Genomic DNA, 16,516 nt, shown 5'->3' on the forward strand with positions numbered 1-16,516 from the left:
TGGTGCCCGCCATGGGGCACATCACCACTCCCAAATACTGTCTCCAATTCGCGGTGATAAAACGGCTCGCTCACATAACAAAACGAGGAGACCGAAGAATGGAAAAATTGCTATATCAAGTCGAGGACCGCCCGCCGATCCTCACGACCACGCTTTTGGCCACACAGCATTTGCTTGCTGCGCTTGGCGGGATCATTGCCGTACCTCTGGTGCTAGGGGGAGCCCTCAAGTTGCCGCCCGACCAAGTGATCGCGTTGGTGAATGCTGCGCTCCTCGGTTCGGGAATTGTGACTGTCATCCAGTGCAGGGGCGCAGGACCGATCGGCATTCGCCTGCCATGCGTGATGGGAACCAGCTTCACCTTTGTCGGAGCGGGAATCAGCGTCGGACTGGAGCATGGCGTGCCGGGGATTCTCGGTGCATCGCTGGCGGGTTCCTTGGTCATGATTGTCGGCAGCTTCTTCATGCCAACCATCCGCAAGTTATTTCCTCATACCGTGACTGGTGTGGTAGTAGCTATGATCGGCCTATCGCTAACACCCGTTGCCGTGGACTGGGCCGCTGGCGGCTTTGGCAGCAGCAACTACGGCGCCCTTGCAAATCTGTCGATTGCAGGATTCGTGCTGCTGCTGGTCATTGCATTTGTGCAATGGGGCAAAGGCATAGTCTCGGCATCAGCCGTCGTGCTCGGTATTCTCATCGGATACATGGTGTGCGTGTCGCTTGGCATGGTGGATTTCACCCAAGTCCGCAGCGCACCGGTGTTTGCGTTGCCGCAGCCAATGCATTTTGGAATGAGCTTCCCAATCTCCGGCATCGTTGCGATGTCGCTCGCGTTCCTCGTTTCTATTGTGGAAACCACCGGTACCTTCATGGCCCTGGGTGCGGCCACACAAACCTCGATGCCCGGCAAGAAGTTGGCTCGCGGCATCCTGTGTGACGGTGTTGGCTCCGCCTTTGCCGCGCTGATGTCGAGCCCGCCTGTCACGACGTTTGCGCAGAACGTTGGTGTGGTGTCCCTGACCGGCGTCGCTAGCCGCGCTGTCGTAGCACTAACCGGCGTGATGCTTTTCTTGGCGGGACTTTTCCCGGTCCTTGGTGCCGTGGTGGTTACGATTCCGCAACCCGTGCTTGGTGGTGCTGGGCTGATGATGTTCGCGATGATCATCTCGGCCGGCATTCAGATGCTCGGCAAGTCGGAGCATACCAAGCGCAACAGCGTAATCGTGGCAGTATCCATTGGCTGCGGTCTCGCCGTTACCATGCGCCCGGAGCTTTTGTCAAAATTGCCGGCTTTCGTCAAGGAAGTGCTTGGCTCTGGCATCACGGTGGGCGCCCTTGTAGCCGTCGCGCTTAACCTCCTCTTGCCCGGTCGGCTGGCTGAGGACCTGGAAGGCGAGGAGGAAGGGAGTATCCACGACCTGGTTCAGCAAGAAGGCTGATCCGATGGCTTCCCACGCCTAGAGCCTACGCATCCCGGCCCAGCACAGCTCAAAACGAGCTTGCGGTATTCAGGCATCTCCAACAGTCACTGAGACCGCAAGCGCTTGCCAAAGCTCAGCATGTCTCACGCGCGGTGTGTACCCCCCGCCCCGGGCCGGGCCTGACGGCCATGCCAAAGGCGATCGCGCCCCTGCAGAGGGGCCACTACTGGGCTACGCCCCATCCGCCATGGGGTCGACGGTCGACTTGGCCCGTCTATGCGGTGCGGCAGCGCTTCTCACAGCGGATGCGGTAATGAACACCGGTTCGTCAAAACCCGGTCCCTATTTCTGCCCCAACCCCCGCAGGCCGGACCATGCGCGCTGGCATGTGCGCGGAGGAAGCGGGCTAAACTCATGGGAGTGTGCAGGCGTTTCCTTGCACCCATGTCGGAGAGAACACGACGGCTCGACGAAGCAGGTGCCAAACCGGTCGCCCACGCTTCAATTCGCCACCGAGGGATCCGTCAGCGCTCCGGAGTCCGCCGTGCCGTGAAGAGACTCTTCCGTCAGAATGCGGTCGGCGACAGATCCAAGCCGCCGCTCGAATCGATCGAAATGCGATAACGGATCGTCGAGGCTGGATTGAGCTTTACCTCCCTCTCCTTCAACCCACCGAGACACATTGCCGAAGTCTGAGCGCCAACAATGATCGTCCCCGGCTTGGCATAGAACCGAGCTACTTCACCCGATCGGAGTCGCCCCACTTCCTTCCCTTCAACTGATAGGACTGTATCGCAAGCGCTGCCGTAAAACCCTTGATCTCGGGTCACGACTAACGTTGCAAACTCGCCGGGCGGAGGGCTTTGCAAACCGCTAAGTCTCTCTGAAGGTACCGGCGTCGCCTCACTCGCCGGTATGGGCGTGGTCGAGCATGCGGACGCCAGCATTGTCACCACGCAGACAGAAAGGATTCTTGTTGGGATTAACACGTGGCTCTCCAGAATGCTCCACCGCATTGAGTGTAGGAACAAAGCGATGGTTGCGGGTCGGTTTTCCATATTTCCATGAGAATCCGGTTACCCCGCCGTCGTATCTGCGCCACGAATGGTAGGCCTCTTCCCGCGGCGCGTCGTCGCCCGGATGTTAGGCCCGGTGCTGTGTGCCAGTCCCGATTCGCTAGCCGCGCACGGCACGCTGCGCGATCCGTGCTGGCCGGTTGGTCGCAGTTGTTAGCCGTGGCGGTGGCCAGATTTGCCGGTGGCGCTGTGTTCGTTCCCCCAGCATCTGGCGTCTCGAGTGCGCGCGATCGTGGATTGGGCGGCGGGCTTTTCGGGGAGCGGTTTAAGCCATTAGCGGGGCGCGACATGAGGCCGACAGCCGCGTTCAACTGGCGCGGACTTCGTTCGTGAGCGACTTGCCGCTTTCGAACTCCGTCACGCTGCGCAGGGTTGTTTCGCAAATGGTCATCACGGCTTCGCGCGTGAGGAAGGCTTGGTGCCCGGTCACGATCACGTTAGGGAACGTGATCAGCTGCTGCAGCACGGAGTCGTCGACGATGGTGCCGGATAGGTCGCGGAAGAACAGACCCGCCTCCTGCTCGTACACGTCGATCGCCAGCCCGCCGAGTTGCCCGCTCCTGAGCGCCGCGATGACTGCTTCCGTGTCGATCAGCCCGCCGCGACTGGTGTTGATCAGCAAGGCGCCTGGCTTGGCGCGAGACAGCGTTTCGGCATTGATGATGTGATGAGTCTCGGGCGTGAGCGGGCAGTGCAGCGAGATGCAGTCCGCGCTTGCGCCGATTTCTCCCTCGTCCGCGTAGCGTCCACCAAGGGCCTCGAATTCCGGGGATGGGTACTTGTCATAGCCGATCACGTTGCAACCGAACCCGACCATGATCTTCGCAAACACGCGGCCGATCTTGCCGGTGCCGATCACGGCCACGGTCTTGCCGCACAGGTCGAAGCCCATCAGGCCTTCGAGCGAGAAATTGAAGTCCCGTGTGCGGTTGTAGGCCCGGTGGATCTTGCGGTTGACCGCCATCAGCAGGGCCACCGCGTGCTCGGCGACCGAGTTGGGCGAGTAGTCGACAACGCGCACTACCTTGATCCCGAGCGCCTGCGCGGCTTTCAGGTCGACGTTGTTGAACCCCGTGCAGCGCAGCGCGACCAGCTTGGTGCCGCCGCGTCCGAGCGCTTCCAGCACGGTCGCATCGGCCCGGTCATTGACGAAGATGCACACTGCGCCGTGGCCCGCGGCGAGGCCCACCGTCTCACTGTCCAGGGGAACTTCGAAGTACTTGAGCTGATGGCCTTCAGCCGCATTCGCGGCATCGAGATGTTGACGATCGTAGGACTTTGCGCTGAAGACGGCGATTTCCATGATGTGTCTCCGCGGCGAATCGCATGGCGCGCTTCGCCCAGGTTGCCCTGCACTATCCGCCAGCCAGTGTGGCGGCGACCTGTACGAACAGGATTTTCACGATGGTCATTGACGGGAAGATCATCGAGTAGCCGAGGTCGGGCCGGTCGGTGGGCGCAACGCGGTTGGCAAAGGCAAGGATGGCGGGATTGCCGGTCGCGCCGCAGATCACGCCCACCGCCAGGTCGAACGGCAGCCTGAAGACCCAGAGGCAGAAAATCGCAGTAATCAGCAGCAGGGCAAGCAGGATCACTACGCCATAGATCAGGAAGGACACCCCGGTTACGCCGATGGTGGCGAAGAACTTCGGCCCGGATGCAATGCCCACCTGTGCCAGGAAGATGGTCAGCCCGAAGTTGCGCAGGACCAGGTTGGCCGACAGCGGCATGGTCCAGACGAACGGTCCGAGACGGCGCACCCGGCCGAGCACGAGGGCGACCAGCAGCAGCGCCGCTAGCCCCAGCGCCAGCGTGCCGACGCCGGGAATCGGCACCGGGATCAGCCCCACCAGCAGCCCGAGGGCCGCGCCGATGCCTATCGAGATAAAGCTCAGCTCGGCGGTGCCCTTGATGGAGTCGCCGAACAGCGCGCGAATCGGCTTCATGTGGGCGCGATTGACCAGCAGGCCGACGCGGTCACCGAACTCGAGGGTGAGGTCATCGCGGGGCATCAGGTCCGCATCGCCGCGCCGCACATGGGCGATCGAGCAGACCATGCCTTCGGGAAAACGGATATCGCGCAGCGTGTGCCCGACCACGAGCCGGCTTGAGGCGAACACGCGCATATAGTCCAGGTCTTCGCGATGGCTTGTCATGCGGCCCGGCTGCAGTTCCCCGCACAGCGAGGTGGCTTCACGCAGCACGGCCGGGTCGGTGGCGGTCGCGAGCAGCACGTCGTTGGCCTGCAGGACCAGGTCGTCGGCGGACGGGTGGTTGTGGTGGGCGCGACGCACGGCGGCAATCGCCACCCCGTCCGGTAGGCGCGCTACCACCTCCGACAGCCGCACGCCGATAAACGCCGGGTTTGTCAGCGCAATCTCGGCGGTCTCGATCAGCTTTGGTGGCGGCCGCACGATATTCGGCTTGAGCAGCGCGGTGAGGGCATACAGAAACAGGATCGGCCCTGCCACGCCGACTGGGTATGCGACGCTGTAGCCCACCGCGGCGCCGTCGCTCTTCATCGCCGCCATCGCGGCCTGCAGGCTTGCCGTGCTGGTGCCCGCGCCGGCGAACATGCCTAGCGACTCGTCTAGCTTCACGCCGACCAGTGGCACCAACGCAACCGCGACCAGTCCGGAGCCAACCACGCCAAGGACCGCAGCGGCGTTGGCCTTGATGCCATCGGGGCTGGTCAGACCCCTAAAAAACTGCTCCCCGTACTGGATCCCAATGCCATAGAGAAAGAGCAGTAGACCTAAGGTGCCAAGGATGGCAGGCGGCGCGGACTTCGGCGCGAACCCGCCGATCGCCAGCCCCACGAACAGCACCGCGCCCGAACCGAGCGACACGCCCTTGATATTGATCTCGCCTAGGACATACCCCAGTGCAACCGTGAGGAACAGCGTGAGCAGCGGCTGGGTTTCGAGCAATATCCGGACTGCATCCATGGCAGCTCCTTTCTGATGGGCAGGAGCAAGGGGGCAGCGATAAGCAACTGCGCAGGGTCACGCGCGCACTGCGCGGACGGGGTCGACAGCCCTTGTTCCGGGCATGCGTTATCGAGTGCGGCTTGTATGAACCCGATCATCGTGACAGGCACCGGCCGGCACGGCGGCAACCACCGGAATGCCCCTCGAAAATATACGATGCGCCGCACGAATTCAAGAATTGAAGCGGCGCGGCAGCGGGGCTACCAAACTTCCCAGGATATCCTTCATGTGGGTTTTCATTCCGATCGCGGGCATGGCCATGACCGAGCATCACAGAGACGTCCCCTGACCCGCATGCGAACCAACGCTCGCGGCCACCTCCGCCTGCTGCCGTGCGTCGGTGGCCTGTTCCGCCTCCAGCCGGCGACCCAGTCTCCCGAACGCGCTACGTTGCCCCTGGGGGGGGCGGCGATGACCATGTCGCTCCCTTGGTCAGCGGTTGTGGCGGTCATCGCTTCGGCGCCGCGATCGCCTCCCGGGTATGCCTGGCGATCATCAACTCCTCGTTGGTCGGAATTACCCAGACAGGCACCGTTCCGGAGGCCGCGCTGATGCGCGGTCCGTCGCTGGCATTCGTCGCGGGATCGACGCTCACCCCGAGCCATGTCGCCAGCCGGCATACGCGTTCGCGGATTGGCGCAGCATGCTCGCCAATGCCGGCGGTGAAGACCAGCGCATCCAGTCCCTGGGCCGCGGCGGCCAGCGAACCAGGGCAATACGGTAGTTGTACAACTCGACGGCAAAGTGGGCTTGCGTATCGTTGCTGGCGAGCGGCGCGCGCATGGGCGTGCCCAGGCCCTTCGAGCTGGCGCAGCGCGTCGACCGCGCGGTCCATGGCCACGCCGGAGCGTCCGGGCGTGGCGCAGGCCTGCGCAGGTCCGCGCGGCCGTGCTGCTGCTCGCGCTGGATCAGCACGTCGCGCAAGCCGTACAGCGTGGCTAGCGCCTGGCGGTGGCTGGGCAGCTCGACGGGGTCATCAACTCTGGGAGCAGGTCAAATCGACGTCACGGCCGCTGCCCTCCGTTGACGAGCGAAACCGCGTGTGCCGATGGTTTGGTGCTCTCTGCTCGCTTAAGCCGTGATGTGGTTATGTTAGGCGGCAGGGCATAGGAACGGTGGCCGTGGCCTTGCCCATGCCGCCCATGCTGATATTCATGTGCGGGTGCTCCTCCAAGATCAGGCGGTTGAGGGTGAAGGTGTAGGTCTTGCCCCGATAGATGACGCTGCTGTATGTGGCGTCTTTCGAAGAGGACATGGGAGATGAGTTCGGCTTCAGCCGCCAAGTATTCGATGGAACGCAATCGGACCTTCCGAAACGGCTTTTCCCGATTCCTTACCCTATGCGTGTCGGCCGATGATTTGCGGGCCGTGACGAAGCGCTGAATGACCGCTGTACTTCGGAAGCTGACGCCTGAGCGGTGCTGGGGCGAATGACGGCAGCGGGTCGTCTTCTGCCCTACGCGGACCGGTCCACGAGGAACGCTCGGTGGTGCTCGGCGTCAGGGCCGCACCCCGCCTGGAAGCGTCGTTGCCCTCGCGATCCCTCGGTCGTTCGAACGTCGCTCCCCGCCAAGCTAATGGACTTTCGATTGGCCAGAGATGCATGCCTCATCATCGGGCGTTGCAGCTATTCGACTTGACTGAGACGGGCGACCGTCAGCATGTTCAGCCAAGATTCCTGCACCTGTTGACACGGCGGACATTTGGCACGCCTCGACCATCTCCCAGCCTGTAGGACGGCACCCGATAACCATCTGCTGCCCGCAGGTGTAAAGATGAATTAGGGGGGGCAGGAGGACGCACCATGCCACGGAACATCCACGTGATGCCGCAAGGCGAGGGCTGGGTCGTCACCCGCGAGGGCACGCCGAAGTCGCACTACGACACTCAAGAGGAAGCTATTGCTGCCAGCTTGCGGATCGCTAACCGAGATGGCGTGCAACTCTATATTCACAGCCGGGACGGCAGAATCCAAAGGCACAGCACGTAAGCTACGACCCACCTGACCTCAAGGGCCGACCGTGCCGCCGCAAGGTCTCCACCGTCAGCGCGGTCATAGGCCCGCTCGAAGGCTTGGCCTACGACGAAAACAAACCTGATTCGCCAGTTGTCTAATGGGAGCGCTACATGCGCCCCATCCCCCGCTTAAGCTGCACAAGGATGGAGTAGCTTACCCGCCACGCATAGCCAAGACGACGTCTCCACCTTCAATCTGTGCGCTCCTTACGCGGGAAATCTGCGCGCAGACGCGCCGTGACTGCCAAATTCGACGCTCAAGGATACTCAATCGGTGTGTCAGGAGCTGACCAGCTCTTTCTGCATGCACGGCCATACCGCAGTTTGATATGAGCGTACTTTGAATTTGGCTTCGTTTTCTTGGAATCTTCCATAATGCGAACAATCTGGTGGCGCGTGACGCCTCCAATGCCCCTGGACATCTGGCGTTGATATCATCGATACACGGCGAAGTAAGCTCCCCCGAGCTGCCACGGTCACTATCAGCACATTCCGCTGCTCCGACTGTGGCGCGATCTGGCGCTACCGCGAAGCAAAGGACAACGCTCCACAAGGCTGGTCGCGGGTGTTGAGCGAAGAGACAGGCGAAGGTAGCGCCTTGAACGCAAGTCTGTAGTGGATGGGTGCCAACGCCAGCACGATTTTTTCATGCAAGAACGGCGAATCGAATTGGCAAGCACTGAACCACGGCGCATTCCAACCATGTTGTTGAGCAAGCAGGGAGTAACCACCAAATCATGATCGAATCCATCCTGCTGGCCGTCACGCGCGTTGCCACATTCGAGGATCAACAAGCAAAGACAAACGCCACTGGCTTTTTCTTCAAGCGAGGGCAGCGTCTGTTCGTTGTGACAAGCCGGCATGTGCTGATCGACGAGCCGACCAAGCACTTCCCCGACCGGATCGAGATAGAGCTGCATGTCAATCCGGACAACGTGGCAGAGTCTATCGGCTTCTCAATTCCACTGTATCGCGACGGCAAGAGTGTTTGGCGCGATGGGCTCGATGGCGGCGGCGGTATCGACGTGGCAGTGATCGAACTCGACCGCACCGCTCTGCCGTCGAGTATGGTCTACCGGGCCTTTACGCCGGCCCACCTTTACCGGCCACGCGACCTCATCGAAGCAGGCACTCCGGTGCTGATCGTCGGCTTCCCGCTGGGTTTCCATGACACGCTTCATCATTTGCCTGTCGTACGCCAGGCAGTCATCTCATCCTCGTTCGGCATGCGCTTCCAGGGGCATGGCTACTTCCTGACCGATGCGAGGACGCATCGCGGCACGAGCGGAGCACCGGTGGTCATGCGCATGCCAAGGACCGATGCATCCACGCGCACTCTGCCGTGGATGCTGCTCGGCACCCATTCGGCTAGATTGGACGTGGGTTCGCGGGACTTTGAACTGGACGAAGCCCTGGGCTTGAATTCCGCCTGGTATGCCGACATCCTGCTGCCTCTGACCGAGGCATGATCCGGTAAGGCGATCGGACTTGATGGATCCTGCATTCCATGGAATTGCCCCGGATCCGCACCCGAACCTTTCGCGGCAACAATCAGCCGCAATCATTTGCGACCCGCGGCACGTCCGCTCAGTACCCAGCACGCATGTACCAGGCGTGCTGGCTAGCGCAAGCACGGTCAATCCCACGCCAGTTTCCCCGCCTGCGATGATGCGCAGGATGCGACACTGACTTTCTGCAATGGCAACCGATCGCCGGGCACGCGCGTACCTCCCCCGCACGGGAAAGCAGGACACGCCCGCCGGGATCGAGTGCCGTCCGAACAGGCAACAATTTGAATCCCGGCATTACTCCGTTCACCGTTTCCGTTTACCCCATCCAACAAGAGCCCGGCGTCTGGTTCGCGAACTACATGATCTCCGAGTACAAGGACGGCGCTGAACGCATCGTCGCGAACGTCTCGATGCGACACGCCACGCACCATACCGAAGCCAAGGCCAGGCAAGCCGCCCGCCACGCAGGGGAAAGCGCAGTGGCGCACATGCGCTTGCAACCGTCCCCCGTATCGGCAAGCTACAACCCCTCCACGTCACCGCGTGGCATTCACTGAAACAGAAAGGCGCATCCTTGGCTAAAGAAGAACTGGTGGAATTTGGCGGAAAGGTTTCGGAAGTCCTCCCGGATAACCGCTTTCGCGTCACCCTGGAGAATGGCTTCGAGGTTTGGGCCTATTCGTCCGGGCGGCTCAAGAAGAATCGCATACGTATTCTTGCGGGGGCTCGCGTCACGCTCGAAATGTCGCCATACGATCTGACAAAGGGGCGCATCAACTATCGTCACAAGTCCTGAGCGAATCCGGCGTTTCCGCGCCCCGAAATAGCGACCACTGTTGACGCCACCGTGGAATGGGCCATCTTCCTCTTCATCCAGGTCCGAACGAGAGTACAACCTTTGGCTCCACATAGCACTCCCGTCCACGAAGCAACAATACACGGCGCAAGCGAACACTGGCATCGATAAGAAGACTTGACGGGCCAAAAGCCACCACTAAAGCTCAACGAGATATGGGCCATACGAACCCGGCTTCAGCTTACGACGAATGTTCGTGAATTGGCGATGTTCAACCTTGCCATTGACAGCAAGCTCCGCGCGTGCGATCTAACACGCCTGCGCGTGCAGGACATCAGCGTGGGCAGCCAAGTTGGCGCCCGTGCAACGGTCATGCAGCAGAAAACTCAGCGGCCAGTGCAGTTCGAAATCACAGAACAAACTCGCCAAAGCGTTCAGTGTTGGATTCAGGCTCGCGGACTTAAGCTGTACGACTATCTCTTTCCGAGTCGTTTGCACGCATCGCCGCACCTGTCAACGCGACAGTATGCGAGGATCGTGCATCGCTGGATCGCCTCCATTGGCCTAGACGATTCAGCTTATCGAACGCATTCCATCCGGCGCACCAAAGCAGCGCTGATCTACCGGCGTACAAAGAATCTGCGAGCCGTTCAACTGCTTCTCGGCCATACCAAGCTTGAGAGCACAGTGCGCTACCTTGGCATCGAAGTGGACGATGCGCTCGAGATGGCTGAGCAGACTGAAGTGTAACTAGGAGGCTTGGCCGGCTAGCGGTCTTGCCAGGGTCCGGCGACAGGCCGAAAGTCTAACCAAGGAACGTTAAGAGCTGTCTGCGGAACTGCGGGAAAGGCTGAGCGGGGCATCTAGAACGAATGGCTGCTATCCAGAAAACCCGAATGTCCCTTGTGGTCGGCTTCTGCCCTACGCAGCCGATCCAGGAGGAACAATCGGGTTGCGCACGGCATTGGGCCGTACCCGGCCATGAAGCGCCGTTGCTCCCGCGCTCCCTCGGTCATTCGAACGTCGGCTCCTGGCAAGCTGACGGCCTTTAAAAATCGCCCCGTTGCCCTGCCCTGCTCAGGACAGGCATACCCCGCTGTCGCGCACATCGCTGCGCGCGCCGTCGGTGAAGCCATCGCGCGAGCTGATGCGGCCGCCATCGGTGTAAGGATCAGGCTTGCGCGTGCCGTCCTGGTATGGATCAAAGCCACGGACCACGCACACGGACCGGCCCTGCTGCGCGACCACGGGCAACAGTGTGGCCTCGGTGGCCGGGCGGTGCGCGCCATCGGTAAAGGCGTCGCGCTGGCCGTTGTGTCCCGGCGCGGCAACGATCAGCGCATCAGCATAGGCACCGGCGTGGGCGGCCTGGCTGAGCCCGGCGGCAAGTGCGGCAGCGGCAAGCAGGGTCTTGGCGAGAGTCTTGTGCATTGCTATCTCCAACAGGCGTGTCAGCGGCGTTGCCGCGACGGCACTCCTCGTGCAGGCGATCATCTACGGAACGGCACGGCGCGCACGGGATCGCCTCTGCCGTGCAAGCCATTGCCTGGCGCGGGGCGGCTGCCATCCTATCGTGGCAGCCGCCCCGCGCCGGACATCTGGATCGGGGCGCAACGTGTACCTGCGCCCCGAATCGCAAGCGTGTTGCGTCAGGCGGGCCTGATGTTCTGGTTCACACGGAACAGGTTGGCCGGGTCGTACTTGCGCTTGATCTGCGCCAGCCGCGCATAGTTGTCGCGATAGGACGCCTTCACGTTGTCATTGCCCTCGTCCATCATCATGTTGAGGTAGCCGCCGCCAGCAGAGTACGGATGCAGGGCCAGCCAGTAGTCCTTCGCCCACTGCACGATGCGATCGTTGTTGGCCGGGTCGGGATCCACGCCGACAATCACGCTGGCAAAGCTGGCATCGCGGTAGCTGAAGGCCGTTTCATCGCATCCGGCGCGATGCGCCGCACCATTGATCGGATACAGGTGCATGGTCGAGTGCATCGACGGCAACTGCTGCGCGTACTTGATGTGCAGATCGATGGCCTTGTCGCTCAGGTCGCTGACAAAGTCGGCTTTCCAATACCACTGCAAGCCCGCCGGATACAGTCCGTCGAACAGGCTCTGCAGGACTGGCCAGGGGACTGGCCCGGCAAAGTCCACGGCTGGCGGCATGGCCTCGCGAATCGGACGGAAATGCGTTTCGGCCTGATCGAGCGGGCCGGTATAGCACCACACCACGGCGCACATCTTCTGCAGGTGGACTTCGTCCGGGAAGGGCGCTGCGGGCGGCACCGTGACGAAACCAAACCAGCCATTGATGTCCTGCGGCGCGCCCAGGATGAAGTCGCGCCACCATTTCATCAGCTCGCGTGCCTGCTCCATCGGCCACAGCATCGGGCCGCCATAGACCGTGGCAACGGGATGAGCCTTGAACTCGAACGACGTCACCACGCCGAAGTTGCCGCCGCCGCCGCGCAACGCCCAGAACAGGTCGGCGTTTTCGTCGTCGCTTGCGGTGACGATGCGCCCCTCGGCCAGCACGACCTCGGCGCTGAGCAGATTGTCGATCGTCAGGCCGTAGGCGCGGCTGAGGTAGCCGATGCCGCCGCCGAGCGTCAGTCCGCCCACGCCAGTGGTCGAGATGAAGCCGCTCGGTGTCGCCATCCCGTAAGCACTGGCGGCGTGGTCCACATCGCCCCAGGTGCAGCCACCGCCAACCCGCAGCGTCTTGCGTCCGGCATCGACAAACACGCCCTTCATTGGCGACAGGTCGATCACCAGCCCACCATCGCATGTGCCGAGCCCGGCGCCATTGTGCGCGCCGCCACGCACGGCCAGCAGCATCCCGCCGTCGCGCGCGGCGTTCACCGCCGCCACGACGTCCGCCACATCGACGCAGCGCGCGATGATCGCAGGGCGCTTGTCGATCATGCCGTTGTAGACAGCACGCGCCTGGTCGTAGGCCGCATCGCCCGGCTGAATCAGTTGTCCCCGAAAATGCGCCTTGAGCGCGGTTGCGACGGGTTCGCTCAACGAAGTTTCCATGATTGCCTCCTGTCCGGCTGGTATGCAGGAGTTTTAGCAACCTCGGCGTTTCGAAAGCGTTAGGTGAGCCGTTACATGGGGAATCCCGCCTCCCGACGGCGCGCGGCGGCCGAGCCGGAACTAACGCGCGAGTAACGCCCGTGCCTTGACGATGTCGGGCTGATCAAAGCCCTCGGTGAATCGCGCAAGCGACGCTTCGACCACCTCATGCGGATTTGCGCGCCGCTGCGAAGCCCGCAGCGTTGCCCATGACAGGGCGGCACGCAGTTCAAGCGGGAGCGCGCGTTGGGCTGTGGCGATTTCGATCGCCTTGCTCAACGATGACTCGGCTTCGGCAAGGTTGGCACTGCTGCGCAGCAGCAATTCACCGCGCAGACGGTACAGCTCGGCGTCCAGCCAGTGCTCGCCAGTGCGTCCGGCGCATTCGAACGCCTGGTCCAAAGCCGCCAGCGCTGCCTCGGTCTCGCCTATGTCGCCCAGGCATTCAGCCAGCATGGCCAGATAGAGCGGCAGACGCAGGCGTGCGCCCGTCGCGTGGAAACCCTCGATCGCCGCCTGCATCGCCACCACGGCATCGGCACCGGGCGACTGTTTCGCGTTCGCCCAGGCGAGCAGCATGCCCGCCCAGGCGAGGTAGTAACCTACGTGGTACTGCTCGGCGATCTCGTGTGCCAGCCGGGCATAGTGCAGCGTGAGACCGTGCTCATGTCGCAGCGCATGCTGCGTCGCGAGATATGACAGCGCGAGCGCCTGGGAGAACGGGTGTGCTAGCCGGTTGGCCATCTCCAGCGCTTCCTGTCCACGCCGCAGGGCCTGATCGGCAAGCCCCCTGAACCACAATGCGTGCGCCGACCACGCGGCGGCCAGCACGCCGAAGTTAGCGCCCATCAGCGACGCATGCTCGGCGTGCTGGGCTTCGTCATAGGCGCGGTGCGCGCGTTGATACGCGGGCTCGGCAGCCATCCAGTCGCCTTGCTGGACCAGACTACCCATGACGCTGGTCCATGCCATCACAGAGTAAGTATCGGAGCCCGCCGGCCCCAATCCCGCAATCAGTTCTTCGCTCAGGCTACGTGCCTGTGCAAGTTCCGCCTTCACTGCCAGGAAGAATGAAAGGCTGGCCTGGGCGCGTGCCTGCTGATTGGTGTCACCCGCCAGCCGGCTCAGTTCCACCGCGCGTCGCAGCGGCGCCTCCAGTTCCGGGGCTGCCCAGCCCCGCGCGATGCGAATCGGTGGCGCAAGGTCGAGCTGCAGGGCCAGAGATTGACTGGCGCGCTCCTGCGGATCGGCAATCCGGTCCGCTTGCACCAGCCCGCGCGTCAGCAATGCAATGGCATCGTCATAGGCATAAACACTCTGCGCAACGCCGGCCGCACGCCGATAGAATGCCGCCGCCTGGGCCGGCAGGCCCGCCTGCTCATAGTGCGAGGCGATCTGCGCGCTGGCCGCGTCGGGCGCATCGCCTGATGCCTGTTCGAGCGCTCGCGCCACGCGCAAATGCAGGCGGCGGCGCTGCAGCGGGCTCACTTCGGCGTATGCCACGTCGCGGATCTTGTCATGGCTGAAGTCAAACGCCAGGCCGCCGCCGTCGGTCTGGCGCACGATGCGCCGCTGCCACAACTCGTCCAGCGCGCCTGCCAGGGCATCCTCGCCGAGGTCGCTGGCCTGGACGAGAATGTCGGTCGTGAATGCCCGTCCGATGATTGCCGCAACCCCGACGATATCGCGGGCGCCCGGAGCAAGCTGTGCCAGCCGGTTAGAGATGATGGTGTAAACCTTGGGCGGCAACCTCGCCGCCATGCCGCCCTGTGCGTCCCCGGCCGGCATGGCATCGGAGCGTGCCCGCATCATTTCAACTGCAAACAACGGGTTGCCTTCGCTCTCCTCGAACAGCCGCGTCGCCTCCGTGTCGGCCAGCGGCCGGTCCAGGATCTGGGCCGCTATCTTTGCCGTTTCGGCGGCGTCGAGTGTCCCCAATGAGATCTCGATGAACTGGTCGTCGCGGCGCAGTGCGTCCAGCAGCCGGTTCGCCGCGTGTCGCGGCATGATTTCCTCGGGGCGCGCCGTTGCGACGACCATGAGTCTTGCCGCCATGTCGAAACGCATCAGGAAGCGCAGCCATTCGAGCGTCTCGCCGTCGCACCATTGCAGGTCGTCGAGCAGCAACAGCAGCGGCCCGCCTGCTGCAAGCACCGCTCGCGCAAGCGCCTCGAAGAACCGTTGGCGTTGCCAGTATTCGGTAAGCGGCGACGGCGGCGACAGTCCGGATTGCTGCGTGAGGAGTTCGGGCAACAGGCGCGTGACCTCGGTCAGCCACAGACTGTCGAGCTTGCCGATCGCGCCACTCAGGGCAGAGCTGCGCAGCCAACCGGTTACCGGCGCAAAGGCGAGCTGTCCCTCGGCCGCATAGGCGCGCGAATGCGCCACGGTGATGCCTTGCTCGGCCAGATGGACGAGCAGTTCCTCCGCCAGGCGCGATTTGCCGATGCCGGCTTCGCCCAGGATCAGGACAAATTGCTTGTCGCCCAGCTGGGCACGCTGCCAGACTTCAAGCAGCCGGCGCCATTCCCCCTGCCGGCCAATCATTGGCAACATCGCATCGCGCGGACGTTGACGCTGCATTGACGCGGCCTGCGCAGCCAGCCGCGCATAGGCTTCGCGCATGAGTTCACCGGGCAGGACACCCAATTCGCGAGCGAGTGTTTCCACGCAGCTGCGATAGGCGCGCATGGCCGATGCGTGATCGTGGTTCAGCGCATGCAGGCGCATCAGCGCCAGGCAGGTGGGTTCGCGGCACGGGTCGAGCCGCTGCAGCTGCTGTGTGTACTTCAACGCCTTGGCATAGTCTCGCCGGTCCTCACTCAGTTGACCGAGGCGAGCGAGCGCTGCGATGCACTGTTCGCGCAACCTTTCGCGCTCGGGGTGGATCCACTCGTCGTAGCAGTTGGCCAGCAGGTCACCGCGATAGAGATCCGCGGCATGCGTCAGCCACTCTTCTTCCGCGCCCGCGTCGCCGTGCCTTGATGACCTTGCCGCAGCCCCAAGCGCGGACTGGAACTGCGCTACATCGAGGTCGAGCGCCGAATCTGGCAGCCATCGCACCGTTTGCGCATCGGCATGGACAAACTGATCCGCCTCCGGCCAGGTCTTGCGCAGCTGAAACAGCAGTTGACGCAGGGCATTGCGCGCCTGTGCCTGCGAGGAATCAGGCCAGAACAACACGGCGAGCTGCTGCCGCGTCTGCGGTGCGTCGCGATGCAGGACAAGGCAGGCGAGCAGCGCCTGCAAGCGGGAGGCATTTGCGTTGAACAGGGGCGCGTCGGCGCCGTCGAGCTGGAACTCGCCAAATAAACGGACGGAGAAGCGGGCCTGCGAAATCATGCTGGAGCGCAATGCGGCACAGAGCGATGGGGGGACTCCTGTGGGCAGCGTGCGGTCGCACTGCGTCAGCGCTTGTGCGGGAACTCTCCCACACCCACGCCCGCGCGAGAGCCATTCGTGACTATACTCGCGTTGGCGAGAGCAGCCGGAGAACAGGCCGAGAATCCGTACTCACTCTCTGTCAGGACGCAGCAAAAAGTCAATGGTGTCGTCTCTGACCGACCCAAGCCGAGGCTTAGTGCGATAAAGCCGTTTTGCCAATACATTTCGAGGCGGGGAGAAAGTTG

Annotated in this window: 12 protein-coding genes and 1 pseudogene; 6 read left to right on the plus strand and 7 right to left on the minus strand. The window is 62.8% G+C overall.

Features of this window, described 5'->3' with window-relative positions:
- The first annotated feature begins 98 nt into the window (after nucleotides 1–98).
- Nucleotides 99–1,442, plus strand: coding sequence for a nucleobase:cation symporter-2 family protein (locus tag CupriaWKF_RS17780; protein WP_276102088.1), 1,344 nt, complete (start codon nucleotides 99–101; stop codon nucleotides 1,440–1,442).
- A 1,365-nt stretch (nucleotides 1,443–2,807) separates the two neighbouring features.
- On the opposite strand, the gene CupriaWKF_RS17785 is transcribed toward CupriaWKF_RS17780, so the two are convergent.
- From CupriaWKF_RS17785 to CupriaWKF_RS17800, 4 genes and pseudogenes are all read right to left on the minus strand, one after another.
- Nucleotides 2,808–3,803 carry a 2-hydroxyacid dehydrogenase gene (locus CupriaWKF_RS17785; protein ID WP_276102089.1) on the minus strand — a complete coding sequence of 332 codons (996 nt, stop codon included), beginning with the start codon at nucleotides 3,801–3,803 and terminating at the stop codon, nucleotides 2,808–2,810.
- 52 nt (nucleotides 3,804–3,855) lie between these two features.
- Nucleotides 3,856–5,448: a TrkA C-terminal domain-containing protein gene (locus CupriaWKF_RS17790; protein ID WP_276102090.1), complete on the minus strand. Its 1,593-nt coding sequence runs from the start codon at nucleotides 5,446–5,448 to the stop codon at nucleotides 3,856–3,858.
- Between the two features lie 490 nt (nucleotides 5,449–5,938).
- Nucleotides 5,939–6,288 (minus strand): annotated as a pseudogene (locus CupriaWKF_RS17795) (acetate kinase); the annotation flags it as partial.
- Between the two features lie 289 nt (nucleotides 6,289–6,577).
- The gene (locus CupriaWKF_RS17800) at nucleotides 6,578–6,745 is read right to left on the minus strand and encodes a hypothetical protein (protein ID WP_276102091.1); all 168 of its coding nucleotides are present in this window, start codon (nucleotides 6,743–6,745) and stop codon (nucleotides 6,578–6,580) included.
- A 549-nt stretch (nucleotides 6,746–7,294) separates the two neighbouring features.
- Here CupriaWKF_RS17800 and CupriaWKF_RS17805 point away from each other — a divergent pair.
- From CupriaWKF_RS17805 to CupriaWKF_RS17825, 5 genes are all read left to right on the plus strand, one after another.
- Nucleotides 7,295–7,480, plus strand: coding sequence for a DUF2188 domain-containing protein (locus CupriaWKF_RS17805; RefSeq protein WP_276102092.1), 186 nt, complete (start codon nucleotides 7,295–7,297; stop codon nucleotides 7,478–7,480).
- Between the two features lie 763 nt (nucleotides 7,481–8,243).
- Nucleotides 8,244–8,975: a serine protease gene (locus CupriaWKF_RS17810; RefSeq protein ID WP_276102093.1), complete on the plus strand. Its 732-nt coding sequence runs from the start codon at nucleotides 8,244–8,246 to the stop codon at nucleotides 8,973–8,975.
- 323 nt (nucleotides 8,976–9,298) lie between these two features.
- Nucleotides 9,299–9,574 (plus strand): isochorismatase, encoded by a 276-nt coding sequence (locus CupriaWKF_RS17815; RefSeq protein WP_276102094.1) that lies wholly within the window; start codon nucleotides 9,299–9,301, stop codon nucleotides 9,572–9,574.
- Nucleotides 9,575–9,591: 17 nt separating this feature from the next.
- Nucleotides 9,592–9,813 carry a translation initiation factor IF-1 gene (gene infA / locus CupriaWKF_RS17820; RefSeq protein WP_276102095.1) on the plus strand — a complete coding sequence of 74 codons (222 nt, stop codon included), beginning with the start codon at nucleotides 9,592–9,594 and terminating at the stop codon, nucleotides 9,811–9,813.
- Nucleotides 9,814–9,990: 177 nt separating this feature from the next.
- Nucleotides 9,991–10,563: a tyrosine-type recombinase/integrase gene (locus CupriaWKF_RS17825; RefSeq protein WP_276102096.1), complete on the plus strand. Its 573-nt coding sequence runs from the start codon at nucleotides 9,991–9,993 to the stop codon at nucleotides 10,561–10,563.
- A 327-nt stretch (nucleotides 10,564–10,890) separates the two neighbouring features.
- On the opposite strand, the gene CupriaWKF_RS17830 is transcribed toward CupriaWKF_RS17825, so the two are convergent.
- From CupriaWKF_RS17830 to CupriaWKF_RS17840, 3 genes are all read right to left on the minus strand, one after another.
- Nucleotides 10,891–11,244, minus strand: coding sequence for a hypothetical protein (locus CupriaWKF_RS17830; RefSeq protein ID WP_276102097.1), 354 nt, complete (start codon nucleotides 11,242–11,244; stop codon nucleotides 10,891–10,893).
- 218 nt (nucleotides 11,245–11,462) lie between these two features.
- Entirely contained in the window at nucleotides 11,463–12,848 is a 1,386-nt protein-coding gene (locus CupriaWKF_RS17835) for an FAD-binding oxidoreductase (RefSeq protein WP_276102098.1), read from the minus strand.
- A gap of 120 nt (nucleotides 12,849–12,968) precedes the next feature.
- Nucleotides 12,969–16,229, minus strand: a complete 3,261-nt coding sequence (locus tag CupriaWKF_RS17840; protein WP_276102099.1) for an AAA family ATPase — start codon at nucleotides 16,227–16,229, stop codon at nucleotides 12,969–12,971.
- Nucleotides 16,230–16,516 lie beyond the last annotated feature (287 nt).

Source organism: Cupriavidus sp. WKF15 (genome assembly GCF_029278605.1).
Lineage (GTDB): Bacteria > Pseudomonadota > Gammaproteobacteria > Burkholderiales > Burkholderiaceae > Cupriavidus.